Source organism: Enterobacter cloacae complex sp. P29RS (genome assembly GCF_014893445.1).
GTDB classification, from domain to species: domain Bacteria; phylum Pseudomonadota; class Gammaproteobacteria; order Enterobacterales; family Enterobacteriaceae; genus Enterobacter; species Enterobacter intestinihominis.
This window is the reverse complement of sequence record NZ_JADBPZ010000026.1, coordinates 37315-53784: the sequence shown is the minus strand read 5'-3', so window position 1 is coordinate 53784 and position 16470 is coordinate 37315. Positions and strand designations below refer to the sequence as shown.

Below are 16470 nucleotides of genomic sequence, written 5' to 3'. Positions count from 1 at the left end.
CACGCTAAGGCGCGGGATTTTACGGAGTGTGACGGATGCATGCAATGACATGGGGCAGAAATCAGAAAAAAAGTAACAAAAAAGGCGGCACTGCGCCGCCTTTATGAAACCGTTTTGTTACTTGTACAGATCGGCACTGATGGTCAGGTTGTTGCCACGTTCCTGCCACTGGCGGGTGATGTGGTAATACTTCGCGCCTTTCTTCGCAGCACGCTTCGCCACTTGATAGGAGATTTCTGTCATGTTGCCATAGTTGCCCGTAAACTTGATGCTGTCGAACGGCACCATCTGCGCGGCAGTGGCTTTGTTCAGCTCTTCAATTTTCGTGCCGTCTGGTAACGTAACGGTATAACGACCGCCTTTGGTGGATTGGGTTTCAAAGAAACGACCCACTTCTGCGCTTGGTGCCGCAGACGTTGCTACGCCCGGAATTTCAACTTTCTTCGCTTCTTCACCGCCTTTTGCTAACGCAGCACGACCGGCTTCTGAATCCGCTGGAATCGCATCCGGGCTTTGCACTACGCGTTTTTTCGCATCTTGCTTATAGATGAAGGCGGTAATGCGCTGGTTTCCGCCCTGGTTGGCATCAACCTGACGCACGATATAAAACGCGTAAGCGCCTTTTTCTCTCGCGGCTTTGGTGATGGCATCGTTAACTTCAGGCTGGCTGCGGTAGAAGCCCTGAACGGTCACGGTGTCATACGGTTCCAGCTGAACAGCCTGATCTTTCGGCAGTTCAACAATGCCGTTAATCACGCGGTTTTTCTGTTCATCTGCCTTTGGGGCATTCTCTTTGTACAGCGCAACAGTCACGCGCTGGTTACCGCTGTTGCCCTGATCGGACTGGTCAACAACGTAAAACGAGGCAGCGCCGTTTTTATCGGCGGCTTTTGATGCGGCGGCGACGGCATCGCCAATGGAATTATACCGACCCACAATGACCGTATGGTCAAAAGGTTTTAACGCTGCCGCTTGCTCCGGCGTCAACTCTGTCGCAGCATTCGCTGACAGGGCGGTCGCGGAAAGAAGTGCGGACGCCAGGAGTGTGTTCTTAAGCTTCATAAAAATAATCCTTCGCCTTGCGCAAACCATGTACTGGTGTTGTTGTTAATTTGAGACGGTCCCGATTATGGCATTTAACACCCGTCGCTGTCTGCGGCATTTTTCACAGCCTGTGCTCAGCAAAGGACCTGATTCGATAACATTTTGTGATATGTGGAAAAAACAGGCGTTTCACAAGAAAAACTGATTAAGCATATGACTTTTACAAGTTAATTTAATGTTAATGAGTTGTTCTTTTATGGCGCTATATCATGTTTTTACCGCTTCGCTTGCGCGATTTATCGGTCCTGAAGGCGAATTTGAGGTAAATATCTCTGTCAGTGACCCCGATCGCTTATTTTTCACAGATAAAATAAGAAATAGTGTTTTCTGGCGGTAGATCACGGGCGCTATTTTCAGTAGGTTATAGAAAGTTTGTTACTGTTTTATTTTCCGGGGTTAATCATTCTCCGTCGTTATCGCGATGGTGAAAATTGATACGAGCCGCGGGCAATTATCGACAAACCATCATCACAAACCGATGGAAGGGAAAACTATGCGTATTGGGGTACCAAAAGAACGGTTAGCCAATGAAACCCGCGTAGCGGCAACACCAAAAACGGTGGAGCAACTGCTTAAACTGGGTTTTACCGTCGCGATTGAAAGCGGCGCGGGCAAACTGGCGAGTTTCGATGACGAGGCCTTTACTCAGGCTGGCGCGGACGTAGTGGACGGTGCTGAGGTCTGGCAATCACCCATTATTCTGAAGGTAAACGCACCGGAAGAGAGTGAAATTGAACTGCTGAACGCGGGCACGACGCTTGTGAGCTTTGTCTGGCCAGCCCAAAACCCGGAGCTGATGGAGAAGCTGGCGGCACGCGGTGTCACCGTGATGGCGATGGATTCCGTGCCGCGTATTTCGCGCGCGCAGTCTCTGGATGCGCTGAGTTCTATGGCAAACATTGCCGGCTATCGCGCCATTGTCGAAGCTGCGCATGAGTTTGGTCGCTTCTTTACCGGTCAAATTACGGCCGCAGGCAAAGTACCACCCGCGAAGGTGATGGTAATTGGTGCCGGTGTGGCAGGTCTTGCCGCTATTGGGGCCGCAAACAGCCTGGGCGCTATTGTTCGTGCGTTTGATACCCGGCCGGAAGTGAAGGAGCAGGTGCAGAGTATGGGCGCCGAATTCCTTGAGCTGGACTTCAAGGAAGAAGCGGGCAGCGGTGATGGTTACGCGAAGGTCATGTCTGAAGCCTTTATTAAGGCGGAAATGGCGCTCTTTGCGGCGCAGGCAAAAGAGGTGGACATCATTGTCACCACCGCGCTTATTCCGGGTAAACCGGCACCGAAGCTGATCACCCGTGAGATGGTGGATTCCATGCAGCCGGGCAGCGTGATTGTCGATCTGGCGGCGCAAAACGGCGGTAACTGTGAGTATACCGTGCCAAATCAGGTCACGACGACCGCGAACGGCGTGAAGGTGATCGGTTATACCGACCTGCCAGGACGTCTGCCAACCCAGTCCTCTCAGCTGTACGGCACGAACCTCGTTAATCTGCTGAAGCTGCTCTGCAAAGAGAAAGACGGCAACATCACCGTTGATTTTGATGATGTGGTGGTGCGCGGCGTGACCGTGGTGCGTGAAGGGGAAATCACCTGGCCTGCACCGCCGATACAGGTTTCCGCTCAGCCTCAGGCTGCGCCGAAAGCGGCGCCTGAGCCTGCAGAACCAGCGAAACCTGCGTCGCCGTGGCGCAAATACGCCATCATGGCGCTGGTCATTATCCTGTTTGGCTGGCTGGCGGACGTCGCGCCAAAAGAGTTCCTTGGCCACTTCACCGTCTTCGCGCTCTCCTGCGTGGTGGGTTACTACGTCGTGTGGAACGTTTCCCATGCGCTGCATACCCCGCTGATGTCGGTTACCAATGCCATCTCCGGGATTATCGTGGTTGGGGCATTGCTGCAAATTGGTCATGGCGGCTGGATCAGCTTCCTGAGCTTCATTGCAGTGCTGATCGCCAGTATCAATATTTTCGGTGGTTTCACCGTGACTCAGCGCATGCTGAAAATGTTTCGTAAAGGCTAAGGGGTAGCATATGTCTGGAGGATTAGTTACAGCCGCATACATTGTTGCTGCAATCCTGTTTATTTTCAGTCTGGCGGGGCTTTCCAAACACGAAACGTCTCAGCAGGGAAATAACTTTGGTATCGCCGGGATGGCGATTGCGCTGATTGCCACCATCTTTGGGCCGGACACCGGCAACGTGGCGTGGATCCTGGTGGCGATGATCATCGGTGGTGCGATTGGTATTCGTCTGGCGAAACGCGTTGAAATGACCGAGATGCCGGAGCTGGTTGCTATTCTGCACAGCTTCGTGGGTCTGGCCGCGGTGCTGGTGGGCTTCAACAGCTATCTGTACCACGAACCGGGTCTGGAACCGATTCTGGTGAACATCCACCTGACCGAAGTGTTCCTCGGCATCTTCATTGGTGCGGTGACCTTCACCGGCTCAATCGTGGCGTTCTGCAAACTGCGCGGGAAGATCTCTTCCAAACCGCTGATGCTGCCTAACCGCCACAAGCTGAATCTGGCGGCGCTGGTCGTTTCCTTTGTGCTGCTGGTGGTCTTCGTGCGTACCGAAAGCGTAGGCTTGCAGGTGCTGGCGTTACTGGTGATGACCATCATCGCGCTAGCCTTCGGCTGGCATTTGGTGGCGTCTATCGGCGGGGCAGATATGCCGGTAGTCGTCTCCATGCTGAACTCCTACTCCGGTTGGGCAGCGGCAGCAGCAGGCTTTATGCTGAGCAACGACCTGCTGATTGTCACCGGTGCGCTGGTCGGTTCTTCCGGTGCGATCCTGTCTTACATCATGTGTAAGGCGATGAACCGCTCGTTTATCAGCGTCATCGCGGGTGGCTTCGGTTCTGACGGTTCATCAACCGGTTCTGATGAGGAAGTGGGTGAACACCGTGAAATCAGTGCAGAAGACACCGCAGAGATGCTGAAAAACTCGCATTCCGTTATCATCACCCCGGGCTATGGCATGGCGGTGGCGCAGGCGCAGTATCCGGTGGCGGAAATCACCGAGAAACTGCGCGCGCGCGGTATCAAGGTTCGCTTTGGTATTCACCCGGTGGCGGGGCGTCTGCCAGGCCACATGAACGTGCTGCTGGCGGAAGCGAAGGTGCCTTACGACATCGTGCTGGAAATGGACGAGATCAACGATGATTTCGCCGACACCGACACCGTGCTGGTGATTGGCGCCAACGACACCGTTAACCCGGCGGCGCAGGACGATCCGCGCAGCCCGATTGCGGGTATGCCTGTTCTCGAAGTGTGGAAGGCGCAGAACGTCATTGTCTTCAAACGCTCTATGAACACCGGCTATGCTGGCGTGCAGAACCCGCTGTTCTTTAAAGATAACACCCACATGCTGTTTGGCGACGCCAAGGCCAGCGTGGATGCGATTCTGAAATCTCTTTAATTCCGCTTCATCCTGTCAAACCGCCCCTGGGGGCGGTTTTCTTATTTCTGCGGTCAGCCATTCTCCTCTGTCTATACTTTACCCTTTGTGTAATACGAGGAGGTGTAATGCAATTTCTGTCCCGCTTTGACATCATCGCGCTGATGATGACGCCATCATTCTGGATTGGCGTCGCCACGGTAGTCTTTGTAACTCTGCTGGTGTACTGGCTGCTGACGCGCCTGATCGCCTTTGTTAAGAAAGGGATCACCACCTGGGGCGACAAGCATCCCACCACCAACCGGATGCGTTTTATCCTGACGGATATGCTTAACCGCACCAGCCGCTTCCTGCTTTTTGTCGTGGCGCTGCTGTTCAGCCTGCGTTTCGTCGACTTACCGGATCATCTCTTTGGTACCGTGAGCCACGCCTGGTTCCTGGTCTTCGCCATCCAGGTGGCGCTGTGGATGGATCAGGGGGTGGTGTCGTGGCTTCGTCACGTCATGCTGGCGCCGGGAAGCCATAAAAACCCGGTGACGTTGGTGATCACGGGGCTTATCCTCCGTGCCATTGTCTGGTCAGTGATGCTGCTGTCTATTCTTGCTAACGCGGGCGTCAACATCACTGCTCTGGTTGCCAGCCTTGGGGTAGGGGGTATTGCTATCGCCCTCGCGGTGCAAACGATCCTGAGCGACGTGTTTGCATCGCTCTCCATCGGTTTTGATAAGCCGTTCGAAATCGGCGATTTTGTGGTGTTTAACGATGTCGCCGGGACGGTAGAGCACATCGGCCTGAAAACCACCCGTATCCGTAGCCTGAGCGGGGAGCAGATTGTCTGCGGGAACGCCATCCTGCTGCAACAGACGCTGCATAACTACAAGCGGATGCAAACGCGCCGGATCGTCTTTACCTTCGGGGTCGCCAGCGACACGGCGCCGGAAAAACTGCGTTCAGTGGGTGATATGGTCAAACAGATCATTACCGACGTCGGGGAAACGAAGTTTGACCGCGCCCATTTCCTGGGCTTCGATCGCGATCGCCTGACCTTCGAGGTGGTCCATATCGTTAATACGGCGGATTACAACAAGTACATGGATATTCAGCAGGAGATCAATATTCGTATTCTGGAGGGGCTGAACCAGCAGGAGATCAAGCTGGCGCTGCCGAGCATGGTTCTGCACGCGCCCTGGATGAATGCTGGCGACGAGGCACCGGCGCAACGGTTGAGCGAAGCGCAATAAAAAAAGCCCGCCGTTACCGGCGGGCTTTCATTTTGGGGTCAATCGTCTTCCTCATCGTCCAGTTCAACCGGCGTCTGATACTGATCCGGCTTGATAACCAGAAGGTCGCAGCGAAGATGGTCGATCACCTGCTCGGCGGTATTACCCAGGAACGCGGCAGAAATACCGGTCCGGCCAATGGTGCCCAGCACCACAATCCCGGCCTGCAAATGCTCCGCCAGATCCGGAATAACCTCTTCCGGTAACCCTTTTTCTACGTGGGTCATGTTCTCATCGATACTGAATTTCTGGCGCAGCGCTTTCATGGCCAGCAGATGCTGACCGCGAATCGCATCGTTATACACGCTCGGGTCAAATTCAGGCAGCTCGATGGCGATATTGATTGGCGTAACCGGATAGGCTCCCACCAGATGGACTTCGGTATGGTTAACCTGGTCGGCAAGCTGAAGGGTCTCCTTCACCAGCTTCTCGTTCAGCGAATTGTGATAATCCTCTTCGCTGGCCAGATTGACCGCCACGACGGCTTTCCCGCCCTCAGGCCACGGCTGATCTTTCACCATCCATACCGGACAAGGGCATTTGCGCAGCAGGTGCCAGTCGGTCGGGGTGAAAATCACGGATTCCAGTTTGTCATGCTGGTGCGCCATTTTCAGCAGCAGGTCATGCCCACCGGCCACCACTTCCTGAATAATGGCTTCGAAAGGACGGTTGTGCCAGACCACCTTGATATCGATAGGTACGCCCGCTTCCAGATAATACTTCGCCTGCTCGCGGATCCACGCGGTACGCTGGCTGATCACTCCCTGACGCATAGCGGTGCGCTCGTCAGGCGACAGAAGGGTGGTCATCTCGTATGAGAAGTCATAAATCGGCAAAAAGGCTTTAATTTTGCCACCAATCCGTTGATGTAAATACACAGCACGTCGTAATGCTGGCTGATCGTCCTGATTCGGATCGATAGCCACCAGCATATTTTGATACTTTGCCATACAGGTCTCCTTACTACTGTCACCACAGTCTGTAAGTAAAAGAGTAACCTATATATCTTGAATGAAACAGGGGGGAAGTTTTTGCCAGATCAATAATCATGAAAATTTATCGACCTGGCATAAGATATCCGGGAGAGTTATGCCACGTTACGTGAGTGACCCGCCAGAATGGCCAGCGCTTCACCGTTTTCAATGGTGATGTACTTACCTTTAACCGCCAGCATTCCGCTCTTCTGGAAACGACCCAGCAGACGGCTGATGGTTTCCACGGTCAGGCCCAGATAGTTACCAATATCGCCACGCGTCATGGTCAGACGGAATTCGCGTGGGGAGAAGCCACGTTCCGCGAAACGGCGGGAGAGGTTATAGATAAAGGCGGCCAGACGCTCTTCGGCATTCTTTTTGGAAAGCAGCAGGATCATATCCTGATCGCCTTTGATCTCACCGCTCATCAGACGCATCATCTGCTGACGCAGGTTCGGCATCTTACCGGACAGATCGTCCAGCGTTTCAAACGGGATTTCACAAACCATAGAGGTTTCCAGCGCCTGAGCAAAGCTCGGGTGATGGCCACTGCCGATGGCGTCAAAGCCGACTAAATCGCCCGCCAGATGGAAGCCAGTGATCTGCTCGTCGCCCTGTTCGGTAATGGTGTAGCTTTTGATGGTGCCAGAACGGATAGCATAGAGCGATTTCAGTTCGTCTCCCGCTTTAAACAGCGTCTGCCCTTTCTGAATAGGCTTTTTGCGCTCGATGATATTGTCAAGCTGATCGAGTTCATGCTCATTCAGAGTAAACGGGATACAGAGCTGGCTGATGCTGCAATCCTGGCAATGGATAGCACAACCGCCAGACTGAATGCGTCGTATAATTCGCTTTTCCGGGATCATAGGTTTGCTCAAGCCTTAATTGATATTGGTCAATTTTAACATCTTTTTGGTAAGGACGTAAGTCTGGCAAACCCCCAATAAAGACAAGAGACGGCAGCGAGCTGCCATCTCCTTGAAATTCCACAGAATGATTAAGGATTATTAGCCTAACAGGAAGAAAATTAAGCACAAAAAGCCTGGGAATTACAGCAGAAAATACCCTTCGTGACGCAGCAGCCACTCTTTACGCTGTACGCCCCCGGCATAGCCGGTGAGGGTGCCGTTGCGCCCAATCACGCGATGGCAAGGCACCACAATGCTGACGGGGTTAGAGCCATTTGCCGCACCGACCGCGCGCGCCGCACCGGCACGGCCAAGCTGTTCTGCCAGCTGACCGTAGTGCATCACCTGCCCGCAGGGAATATTACGCAGCGCCTGCCACACCTCGCGCTGGAAAGGGGTACCCGCCGTGGCGGTTGGCAGGGTATTAATAATGCTGAGATCGCCCTCGAAGTAGGCCGTCAGTTTATCGCTCAGCCCGCCAGGATTATGGGCAGTAATACGCTCGTAACCCTCGGCGCGATAATGGATGTTGAGCAGCTCAACCATCCGGTCGCTGTGCTCTTCCCATTCAACCGCGCGCAGATTGAACGCTTCATCCGCGATAACCCACAGCGGCCCCAGCGGCGTCGCAATCTTGTCTTCGAGTAATCTCAGCATCAGTACTCCTTAGTTCAGCCTCGGGTAAACACCCGGTCCAATCGGCAGGCCGACAAGATACCACGCCACCAGCATCACCAGCCATACCCCTAAGAAGATAAGCGGATAGGGCAAGACCAGCGAATAGTAGGTACCCAGCTTAGCCTCCGGTCTGTAGCGTTGCAGGAAGCCTAAAAACAGCGGAACGAAGGGTGACACGGGCGCCAGCGGGATCACCGAAGAATCGGCGACACGGAACAGGATCTGGGCGAACGCCGGATGAAAGCCGAGCATCATAAACATGGGGACAAAGATGGGGGCCAGAATCGACCAGATGGCCGACCCGCTGGCAATAAACATGCACAGCAGGGACGACAGCAGCGCCAGGCCGACAAACGCCGGAACCCCGCTCAACCCCGCCGCCTCCAGCGCGTCCGTCAGGCTCACGGCCATAAACTTGCCCATGTTGCTCCAGTTAAACATGGCCACAAACTGCGCCAGCGGGAACACCATCACGATAAAACCCGCCATCTCCTTCATCGGCTCGATCATCAGGTGCGGCAGATCTCCCTGACGGCGGATTTTACCGGTAGCGATGCCGTAGGCGAGCGAAACGACGAAGAAGAAGAGAATTATCAGCGGCACAATACCTTGAATAAACGGCGAGGGAAGTACGGTGTGTTTGATCGGATCGCGCAACACGCCATTCTCCGGCACCACCATCAGCGCCACAGCCGCAATGAACGCCAGCGAGACGATCCCGGCGACGCGCAGGCCGAACTGCTGCTCTTTGCTCAGCGTCTCCAGCTTTTCATCGCTCCGGCCTTCCCATTTACCCAGGCGCGGCTCAACGATCTTATCGGTAATCAGCCCCCCGACAATCGTCAGGACAATCACCGAACTGGCCATAAAGTACCAGTTGTCGATCACGCTGACGTGCATGGCCGCATCGATGGTGCTGGCTGCCTCCGTGCTGATGCCGGAGAGCAGCACATCGGTGGTCACAATAAGCAGGTTAGCGGTAAACCCACAGCCGACGCCCGCGATCGCCGACAGCAGGCCCGCAACAGGATGACGGCCAACGGCGAGGAAAATCAGCGCCCCCATCGGCGGCATGATCACCAGCGCCGCGTCGGACGAGATATGGCTGAAGAAGGCAATAAACAGCACCATATAGCTGGCATAACGCGCGCTGACGTGCGAGGCCATTTTCACCATCAGCGCGGGCAGCAGACCCACGCGTTCGGCCAGACCCGCGCCTAACACCAGCGCCAGGATGGCGCCCAGCGGCGCAAAACCGCTGAAGTTTTTAATCACGTTCGGCAAAAACCAGTGCAACCCCTCCACGCTGAGCAGATTTTTTACGGCCACCATGCTGCCGTCGGCCGGGCTGCGCACGCTCACATCAAAGGCGGACAGCACGGCTGTCGCGACCATCAGGATGACAATTAAATAGATAAAAAGCAGGAAAGGGTGCGGCACTTTATTGCCGATCCTTTCAACCCAGCCATAGAGCTTACCGGATGGGGAATGCGAAGGTATGGATGACATACTCATGGGCGTTCCTCGGGACTGTTGTTGTGTTGTGTTGTGTTGTGTTGTGTTTTTTTATTTTAAAGGTGACGGTGTCACGTCCTGTGGGATCGGACACTCGTACGGTTTTTCTGTTATGTGTTGTTCAAATTCTTCCCGACATTTTCGCAGCAGGTCGGCATCCTGAAGCAGATGCAGCGCGGTCGCGCCCATCACTTTTCCGGCCAGCAGCATGCCTTTATGGGCAATAGAGGTACGCCCCTGCGCCACCAATTGCCAGGTATGCAGCGGGGTGCCGACGGTAAAACAGGGGCTAAAGCACTGTGCGACAGGCATCTTCCAGCTGACATCCCCCACGTCGGTGGAGCCTGCCAGCACGTTATCGGTGATGGCGTAAGGGGCAACTTCATCCACCAGTAGCGTTTCGTGATGGCGTCGGGCAAAGGCTTTTCCCTCTTCGGCTCCCGTTGCGGCTATGTTTTTCAGGCTGTTTTGCAGGTCGTTTGCCGTGAGCGTGGCGCGGATTTCACGGGCAAATTCGCGTTCTTCTTCCGTCCAGTCCGGCGTGCCGTAATGCTGCAATGCGCGGTACATGGCCCCTTCGAGCGTACGGTTCGGCAGATAGCTGGAGCAGGCTTTATCAAAGCGACACTCGACAGTGGTTTCGGTCATCATCGCCGCGCCCTGGGCGATTTTCTCGATGCGCGCGTAGATCTGCTGCGCATCGGCCATCTCCGGAGCGCGGATCAGGTACAGCACTTCTGCCTGAGCCTGCACCACGTTAGGCGAAATTCCGCCGGTATCGGTGATGGCGTAATGAACGCGCGCTTTTTCAATGATGTGTTCGTTGAGGAAGTTTGTGCCGGTGGTCATCAACGTCACGGCATCCAGCGCGCTACGTCCCAGATGTGGGGAGTTTGCGGCGTGGGCGGCGATCCCCTTAAACCGCCAGGCGGCCTGAATATTGGCCAGCGTGCTGACGTTAAACATCCCGGCAAAGGCTTCCGGATGCCAGGTCACGGCAGCGTCCACGTCGTCAAATAATCCTTCACGCACCATAAAGGTTTTACCGGAGCCGCCTTCCTCGCCGGGGCAGCCGTAAAATCGTACCGTTCCGCTGCCGCCGTGCTGTTCCAGCCAGCTTTTCACCGCCACCGCACCGGCAAAGGCAGCAGTACCCAACAGGTTATGCCCGCAGCCATGGCCGTTAGCCCCCGGGGTGGCGGATTGCGCCGTCGCGCAGTGCGCCTGCTGGCTCAACCCGGCCAGGGCGTCGTATTCGCCCAGAAGGGCGATAACGGGCTTGCCGCTGCCGTAGCTGGCAATAAAGGCGTTGGGAATGCCTCCGGCTTCCCGCATCAGGGTAAAGCCCTCGGCTTCCAGCGCGCTGGCAAGCCGTTCGGCGGACCAGAACTCTTCAAAGCGCGTTTCGGGATGATCCCAGATGTCGTCGGCAATATCGGTAAACGTCTGACATCGCGTGTCGATGGCATCAGCGATAAAAGCGTAGTTCTCCTGCATTACACACCTCGCGTCCACGGGAAATTAAGCGCAGTTCGCGCCAGTGTTTCGATGGCAACGTTCATCACCTGCTCATCAAAATCGAATTTTTCGTTGTGATGTCCGGCGCTCAGTTCGGTGCCGAAGACCATATACGAGGCCATGCCGCCGTTCTGCTGCACGCGGGCCATCATCAGCGTGGCATCTTCGGAGCCCGCAGGCGCTTTGACCTTATTAATGGCATGAGTCACGCCGGGCACCTGGCTTGCCTGTTCGCGCAGATAATCGACCCAGGCCGGGGAGGGGGCACTGGAGGTCGCCGCCCCCATCAGGTTTATCCCGGCTGTTACGCCGTAGAGCGCCGCCGCGCCGGTAATCACCGCCTGCGCGCGCTCAAAGACATAATGATTAATGGCCTCGCTTTCGCCGCGGGTTTCAACCTTAAGCAACGCATCAGCCGGAACCACGTTGCGTCCGCTGCCCGCCTGCATGACTCCGACGTTAACCCGGGACGCGCCTTCGCTGTGTGGCGCGATGCCATGCAGCGCGATAGCGGCCTGGGCCGCCGCGAGCAGGGCGTTACGGCCCTCTTCCGGTTTACCACCAGCGTGTGCGGCAACGCCGGTAAAGCGCACGTCAAATTTGGTGGTCGCCATGAAGTTATCGCTGCCGCAGATCACCGTCCCTTCCGGAACGCCAGTTCCAATATGAATGGCGGTAAAGTAGTCCACGTCGTCCAGCGCCCCTGCAGCGACCATAGCGCGGGCGCCGCGCGTGCCCTCTTCGGCAGGCTGGAAGATCAGTTTGATGGTGCCGTTGAGCTGGGCTTCATGCTGCTTAAGCACCTGCGCCAGCCCCAGACCAATGGTGGTGTGGCCGTCGTGCGCGCAGGCGTGCATCATGCCCGGGTTGCAGGAGGCAAAACCGTCGCGGTACGGCCGGTGGCTGTCGTCATGCGCTTCGCTCAGATCAAGCGCATCCATGTCCACGCGAAAGGCCAGCGTCGGGCCGGGGCGACCAGTATTCAGGGTCGCGACAATGCCGGTGAACCCGCCTTCGAACGGCGCGAGCCATTTCTCCGGTGCGCCTTGCGCGCGGGCGCGGGCAAATTCCCGCGCCAGGGTTGCGTCATCGGGCAACCCCATCCGGCTTTCGGCATCCACGACATCGCGACCCATCGCCAGCTCGTAACCCAGCGAGTCCAGGATCTCCGAGACTTTCGCGGCTGTGCGAAACTCCACCCAGCCGGATTCCGCGAAATGGTGAAAATCGCGACGCCATGCGCTCAGTTGGGGGGCTAATGTGTGGATGTACTGCGCCAGTGCGTTCATATCTTTTCCTGTCATCATTAAAATATGTGAACTGCTTCACGCTGTGATAGTTTTTACTTATCACTAAGCGATTTTTCACAGTTTTAACCGTTCAGGAATTACCCTCGCACATCCGATTCCATTAAAGTAGATGACAGTTTCTTTACTCTGATAAACAACGGTTATCGGTCGGGTTATGTCATTTCAGATTAAATTTCATCAAATTCGGGCTTTTGTCGAAGTGGCGCGTCAGGGCAGTATTCGCGGAGCCAGCCGGGTGCTGAATCTTTCGCAGCCCGCGCTGACTAAATCCATTAAAGAGCTGGAAGAGGGCATGGCGGCACAGCTGTTTGTACGCCGGAGTAAAGGTGTCGCCCTGACCGAGTGCGGGGAAGGGTTTTATCACCGCGCTAATTTAATTCTGGAAGAGCTTCGCGCAGCGCAGGATGATATCCGTCAGCGTCAGGGGGAGCTGACCGGGCAGATCAATATTGGGATGGGTGCCAGCGTGGCGCGCAGCCTGATGCCCGCCGTTATCTCCCGTTTTCATGCGCAGCATCCTCAGATCAAGGTGCGGATTATGGAAGGTCAGCTGGTATCAATGATCAATGAATTACGCCAGGGTGAGCTGGACTTTACCATCAATACCTATTATCAGGGGCCTTACGATCACGAATTTACGTTTGAAAAACTCTTTGAGAAACCTTTTGCGGTATTTTGTCGGGAAGGACATCCGGCGTTGGGGGCTACCTCTATTAATGAACTTCTTCATTATAACTGGACAATGCCAACGCCGCGGGGAAGTTATTATAAGCAGCTTGAGGATATATTTCATCATCGCTCGCAGATACCGCGTATTGGCGTCGTTTGCGAAACCTTTTCGTCCTGTATTAGCCTTGTCGCACAAAGTGACTTCCTGAGCGTGCTGCCGCAGGAGCTGGGCTGCGACCCGCTGCTGGCGCACCGGCTGGTCATGCTGCCGGTTGTGGAAACACTTCCCAGAGCGGCCTATTATTTAATTCAGCGCCGTGATGCACGCCAGACGCCCCTGGCTGAATCATTAATTACACAATTCAGAAGGGAAGCGAGAAAAATAGTTTTATCGTGAAATTGCCAAAGAAAAAATAGAGCCTGTCCGACATCAGACAGACCCTACAGTACACACAGCAGTGCGTCCTTTCGCAAATCCTGGGTATTATATCCATGAGGCAGGTATATTTAGGTATAACATCTTTCCTGAAAAAAGAAAGGCGGCACGTCATTGGTTTTACAAAATTTCAACGCAAATCACTTATTTTAACTCTGCTGTAGTTTTAGTTAAGTAATATTTAAATAACTTTAATGGTAGCTATATATATTCATCAGATTAATATTTATCTTGCCCCTTGCGGTAAGGGTTATTGAGGCCCCTGCCCGGTGCAGGTATAGTACAAGCCCCGATGTGCCCGGAGGATTTCCATGAACCCTGACGACAAATCACTTTTTCTTGACGCCATGGAGGATGTCCAGCCCCTGAAACGCTGCACCGATATCCACTGGCAGCAAAGCCGTAATACCCGGGTTCGCCAGGAGATCGATACCGAGCAGCTCGACAACTTTCTCACACTGGGTTTCCTGGAACTCTTGCCGCTTGAAGAGCCGCTGATGTTCCAGCGCGAGGGCGTTCAGCAGGGCGTTATTGACAAGCTGCGCTCGGGTAAATACGCCCGACAGGCCAGCTTAAATCTGTTGCGTCAGCCCGCCGAACGCTGCCGCCAGATGCTGTACGCCTTCATTCGCCAGGCCAGCCGCGACGGTTTACGTAACCTGATTATCATTCACGGGAAGGGCCGCGAGCAGAATTCGCACCCGAACGTGGTGCGCAGTTATCTTGCCCGCTGGTTAACTGAGTTCGAGGACGTGCAGGCTTTCTGCGTGGCGCTGCCGCATCACGGCGGCAGCGGGGCATGTTATGTTTCACTCCGAAAATCCGATGAGGCGAAACAGGAGAACTGGGAACGTCACGCCAAGCGCAGCCGTTAACGGTAAGGCCTAGAACGTCTCCCAGTTTGTGTCACCTGAGGCACTGACCGTGGCGGGACGCAACAGTTGCGGTGCTTTTGTATTTTTTGGCCGCGGAGCGGTGTTTTCCTGCATGTTCAGCCGGAATGCCGCCACGGCCTGGCGCAGCTGTTCAGACTGATCTTCCAGCGCCGCCGCCGCCGTTGCCGACTCCTGTACCAGCGCGGCGTTTTGCTGCGTTACGCTGTCCATCTGCGAGACCGCCAGGCTGACCTGTTCAATACCGCGGCTTTGCTCGTCAGACGCCGACGAGATTTCAGCCATAATATCGGTTACGCGTGTCACGGCCGCGACGATCTCTTTCATGGTCGCACCCGCCTCGCTCACCTGTTCCGAGCCGGTATTCACCCGGCTGACGGAGTTTTCAATAAGCCCTTTGATCTCTTTTGCCGCCTGCGCGCTGCGGCTGGCCAGCGTCCGTACTTCGCCTGCCACGACCGCAAAGCCGCGGCCTTGTTCGCCGGCACGGGCGGCTTCAACCGCCGCGTTGAGCGCCAGAATGTTGGTCTGGAAGGCAATGCTATCGATAACGCCGGTGATATGCGCAATTTGCTGAGAACTGTCGGCAATGTCATTCATGGTACGCACTACATTATTCACCACCTGGCCGCCGCGTGCGGCGGTTTCAGACGCATTCTTTGCCAGCAGCGTCGCCTGACGAGCGTTATCCGAGTTCTGTTTCACCGTGGCCGTCAGCTCTTCCATGCTGGCGGCGGTCTCTTCCAGCGAGGCTGCCTGCTGCTCGGTTCGGGCGGAAAGGTCGTTACTCCCGGCGGCAATTTCTCCTGCGCCCGTGTAGATAGAATCTGTGCTGCCGCGCACGGCGCTGACGGTGCTGACCAGCGACTGTTGCATCTCATGCAGACCGGCGGCCAGCTGGCCCATTTCGTTGCGCCCGGTAATCGCGACGTTTTGCGTCAGATCGCCGCTCGCGATGGTGCGAATATGGTTCATGATGGCGTTGAGCGGTCTCAGGAGCAGGTGCTGTAAACCCTGCCAGATCACAACCAGCACGGCGATAACGGTCAGGAAGATCGCCGCCAGCGTCCACTGCATCTGGGTAAAGCTGTTCTGGTTCTCTTCGGCGGCGGCTTTCAGCAGCACGTTGTTTTCCGCGCGCCAGCGGGTATAGACCGCCTCCATCTCATCCTGCGCCTGCTGGGCGTCCAGGTCGCCATAGGCCTGATAGTTATCGGCGTGCAAGTACGCAATGGACAAGCGCATTACCTCGTGCATGTTCTTCCAGGCTTTCTGCATCTCTTCGGTGAGCGCGGCATTTTGCCCCTTCACCTGCGGAATCGCCTGCCAGTTTTTGTAATAGTCTTCTGCTTTGGCCAGCGAACCGTTCGCGGTGCCCAGCAGCGTGTTGATCGCTGCGAGAGAGGCCGGGTCGCGCTGGTTTTTCAGGTAGCGGATCGCCACGCGGGTGACGGTAACGCGCGTTTTCACCAGGGTGTTCACACTGTCGCTCAGGCTCTCCTGCTGGGCATTAAGCAACCCGGAGTTCTGAAAGTTGTGACGATCGTTGTTAACGGCAGAGTAGAACAACCCTCCCGTGACAACTTGCAGCAGACAGAATATGGTGAGGGCAAAGATAATACCGGTAATCACGTGCAGATTTTTCAGCATGGCGGTCATCCGTAATAGAAGAGGCAGGGTTACATCAATACTATCGTCGTAGCGAATTTAAACTTTAATTTTACTATTGCTTAACTAATGGTTTCGTTGCGGAACCTATTGTAAACCCGGATCATTTTAATGAG

General features: G+C 55.3%; 13 protein-coding genes. 5 read left to right on the top strand and 8 right to left on the bottom strand.

Annotation, left to right across the window (positions count from 1 at the left end):
• Window positions 1–117: 117 nt before the first annotated feature.
• Complete coding sequence (gene ydgH, locus IM282_RS18430) at window positions 118–1062, bottom strand: DUF1471 family protein YdgH (RefSeq protein WP_022647937.1); 945 nt, start codon at window positions 1060–1062, stop codon at window positions 118–120.
• 535 nt (window positions 1063–1597) lie between these two features.
• Here ydgH and pntA point away from each other — a divergent pair.
• The 3 genes from pntA to IM282_RS18415 all read left to right on the top strand — a co-directional run bounded on the left by pntA (window position 1598) and on the right by IM282_RS18415 (window position 5746).
• Window positions 1598–3127, top strand: a complete 1530-nt coding sequence (gene pntA, locus IM282_RS18425; protein ID WP_017384575.1) for a Re/Si-specific NAD(P)(+) transhydrogenase subunit alpha — start codon at window positions 1598–1600, stop codon at window positions 3125–3127.
• Window positions 3128–3137: 10 nt separating this feature from the next.
• Window positions 3138–4526 carry a Re/Si-specific NAD(P)(+) transhydrogenase subunit beta gene (gene pntB, locus IM282_RS18420; protein WP_192970710.1) on the top strand — a complete coding sequence of 463 codons (1389 nt, stop codon included), beginning with the start codon at window positions 3138–3140 and terminating at the stop codon, window positions 4524–4526.
• A 107-nt stretch (window positions 4527–4633) separates the two neighbouring features.
• Complete coding sequence (locus IM282_RS18415; RefSeq protein WP_022647940.1) at window positions 4634–5746, top strand: mechanosensitive ion channel family protein; 1113 nt, start codon at window positions 4634–4636, stop codon at window positions 5744–5746.
• A gap of 38 nt (window positions 5747–5784) precedes the next feature.
• Here the strand turns inward: IM282_RS18415 and uspE are convergent, their stop codons facing one another.
• The 6 genes from uspE to IM282_RS18385 form a co-directional block, all read right to left on the bottom strand.
• The gene (uspE, locus tag IM282_RS18410) at window positions 5785–6735 is read right to left on the bottom strand and encodes a universal stress protein UspE (RefSeq protein ID WP_003857535.1); all 951 of its coding nucleotides are present in this window, start codon (window positions 6733–6735) and stop codon (window positions 5785–5787) included.
• A gap of 137 nt (window positions 6736–6872) precedes the next feature.
• Window positions 6873–7625, bottom strand: a complete 753-nt coding sequence (gene fnr, locus IM282_RS18405) for a fumarate/nitrate reduction transcriptional regulator Fnr (protein ID WP_000611906.1) — start codon at window positions 7623–7625, stop codon at window positions 6873–6875.
• Window positions 7626–7808: 183 nt separating this feature from the next.
• Window positions 7809–8324 carry a methylated-DNA--[protein]-cysteine S-methyltransferase gene (ogt, locus tag IM282_RS18400; protein ID WP_045622839.1) on the bottom strand — a complete coding sequence of 172 codons (516 nt, stop codon included), beginning with the start codon at window positions 8322–8324 and terminating at the stop codon, window positions 7809–7811.
• Between the two features lie 9 nt (window positions 8325–8333).
• The gene (gene abgT, locus IM282_RS18395; RefSeq protein WP_045622841.1) at window positions 8334–9860 is read right to left on the bottom strand and encodes a p-aminobenzoyl-glutamate transporter; all 1527 of its coding nucleotides are present in this window, start codon (window positions 9858–9860) and stop codon (window positions 8334–8336) included.
• A 51-nt stretch (window positions 9861–9911) separates the two neighbouring features.
• Window positions 9912–11357: a M20 family metallopeptidase gene (locus IM282_RS18390; RefSeq protein ID WP_192970709.1), complete on the bottom strand. Its 1446-nt coding sequence runs from the start codon at window positions 11355–11357 to the stop codon at window positions 9912–9914.
• Entirely contained in the window at window positions 11357–12667 is a 1311-nt protein-coding gene (locus IM282_RS18385) for a M20 family metallo-hydrolase (RefSeq protein WP_192970708.1), read from the bottom strand. Before IM282_RS18385 ends, IM282_RS18390 begins: the two co-directional genes overlap by 1 nt.
• A 175-nt stretch (window positions 12668–12842) precedes the next feature.
• Here IM282_RS18385 and IM282_RS18380 point away from each other — a divergent pair, with 175 nt between their 5' ends.
• On the top strand, window positions 12843–13754 hold the full coding sequence (locus IM282_RS18380; RefSeq protein ID WP_046620072.1) for a LysR family transcriptional regulator: 912 nt from the start codon (window positions 12843–12845) through the stop codon (window positions 13752–13754).
• A 350-nt stretch (window positions 13755–14104) separates the two neighbouring features.
• Window positions 14105–14668, top strand: coding sequence for a DNA endonuclease SmrA (smrA, locus tag IM282_RS18375; RefSeq protein WP_023299979.1), 564 nt, complete (start codon window positions 14105–14107; stop codon window positions 14666–14668).
• Between the two features lie 9 nt (window positions 14669–14677).
• On the opposite strand, the gene IM282_RS18370 is transcribed toward smrA, so the two are convergent.
• A complete protein-coding gene (locus IM282_RS18370) occupies window positions 14678–16336 on the bottom strand; it encodes a methyl-accepting chemotaxis protein (protein WP_192970707.1) in 1659 nt (552 codons plus the stop codon).
• Window positions 16337–16470: the final 134 nt, after the last annotated feature.

Coding starts and splice junctions, on each gene's coding strand:
- IM282_RS18390 (WP_192970709.1), bottom strand. CDS start 11,357: ATGCAGGAGAACTACGCTTTTATCGCTGATGCCATCGACACGCGATGT.
- smrA (WP_023299979.1), top strand. CDS start 14,105: ATGAACCCTGACGACAAATCACTTTTTCTTGACGCCATGGAGGATGTC.
- uspE (WP_003857535.1), bottom strand. CDS start 6,735: ATGGCAAAGTATCAAAATATGCTGGTGGCTATCGATCCGAATCAGGAC.
- IM282_RS18415 (WP_022647940.1), top strand. CDS start 4,634: ATGCAATTTCTGTCCCGCTTTGACATCATCGCGCTGATGATGACGCCA.
- IM282_RS18380 (WP_046620072.1), top strand. CDS start 12,843: ATGTCATTTCAGATTAAATTTCATCAAATTCGGGCTTTTGTCGAAGTG.
- IM282_RS18370 (WP_192970707.1), bottom strand. CDS start 16,336: ATGCTGAAAAATCTGCACGTGATTACCGGTATTATCTTTGCCCTCACC.
- fnr (WP_000611906.1), bottom strand. CDS start 7,625: ATGATCCCGGAAAAGCGAATTATACGACGCATTCAGTCTGGCGGTTGT.
- abgT (WP_045622841.1), bottom strand. CDS start 9,860: ATGAGTATGTCATCCATACCTTCGCATTCCCCATCCGGTAAGCTCTAT.
- ydgH (WP_022647937.1), bottom strand. CDS start 1,062: ATGAAGCTTAAGAACACACTCCTGGCGTCCGCACTTCTTTCCGCGACC.
- pntA (WP_017384575.1), top strand. CDS start 1,598: ATGCGTATTGGGGTACCAAAAGAACGGTTAGCCAATGAAACCCGCGTA.
- IM282_RS18385 (WP_192970708.1), bottom strand. CDS start 12,667: ATGAACGCACTGGCGCAGTACATCCACACATTAGCCCCCCAACTGAGC.
- ogt (WP_045622839.1), bottom strand. CDS start 8,324: ATGCTGAGATTACTCGAAGACAAGATTGCGACGCCGCTGGGGCCGCTG.
- pntB (WP_192970710.1), top strand. CDS start 3,138: ATGTCTGGAGGATTAGTTACAGCCGCATACATTGTTGCTGCAATCCTG.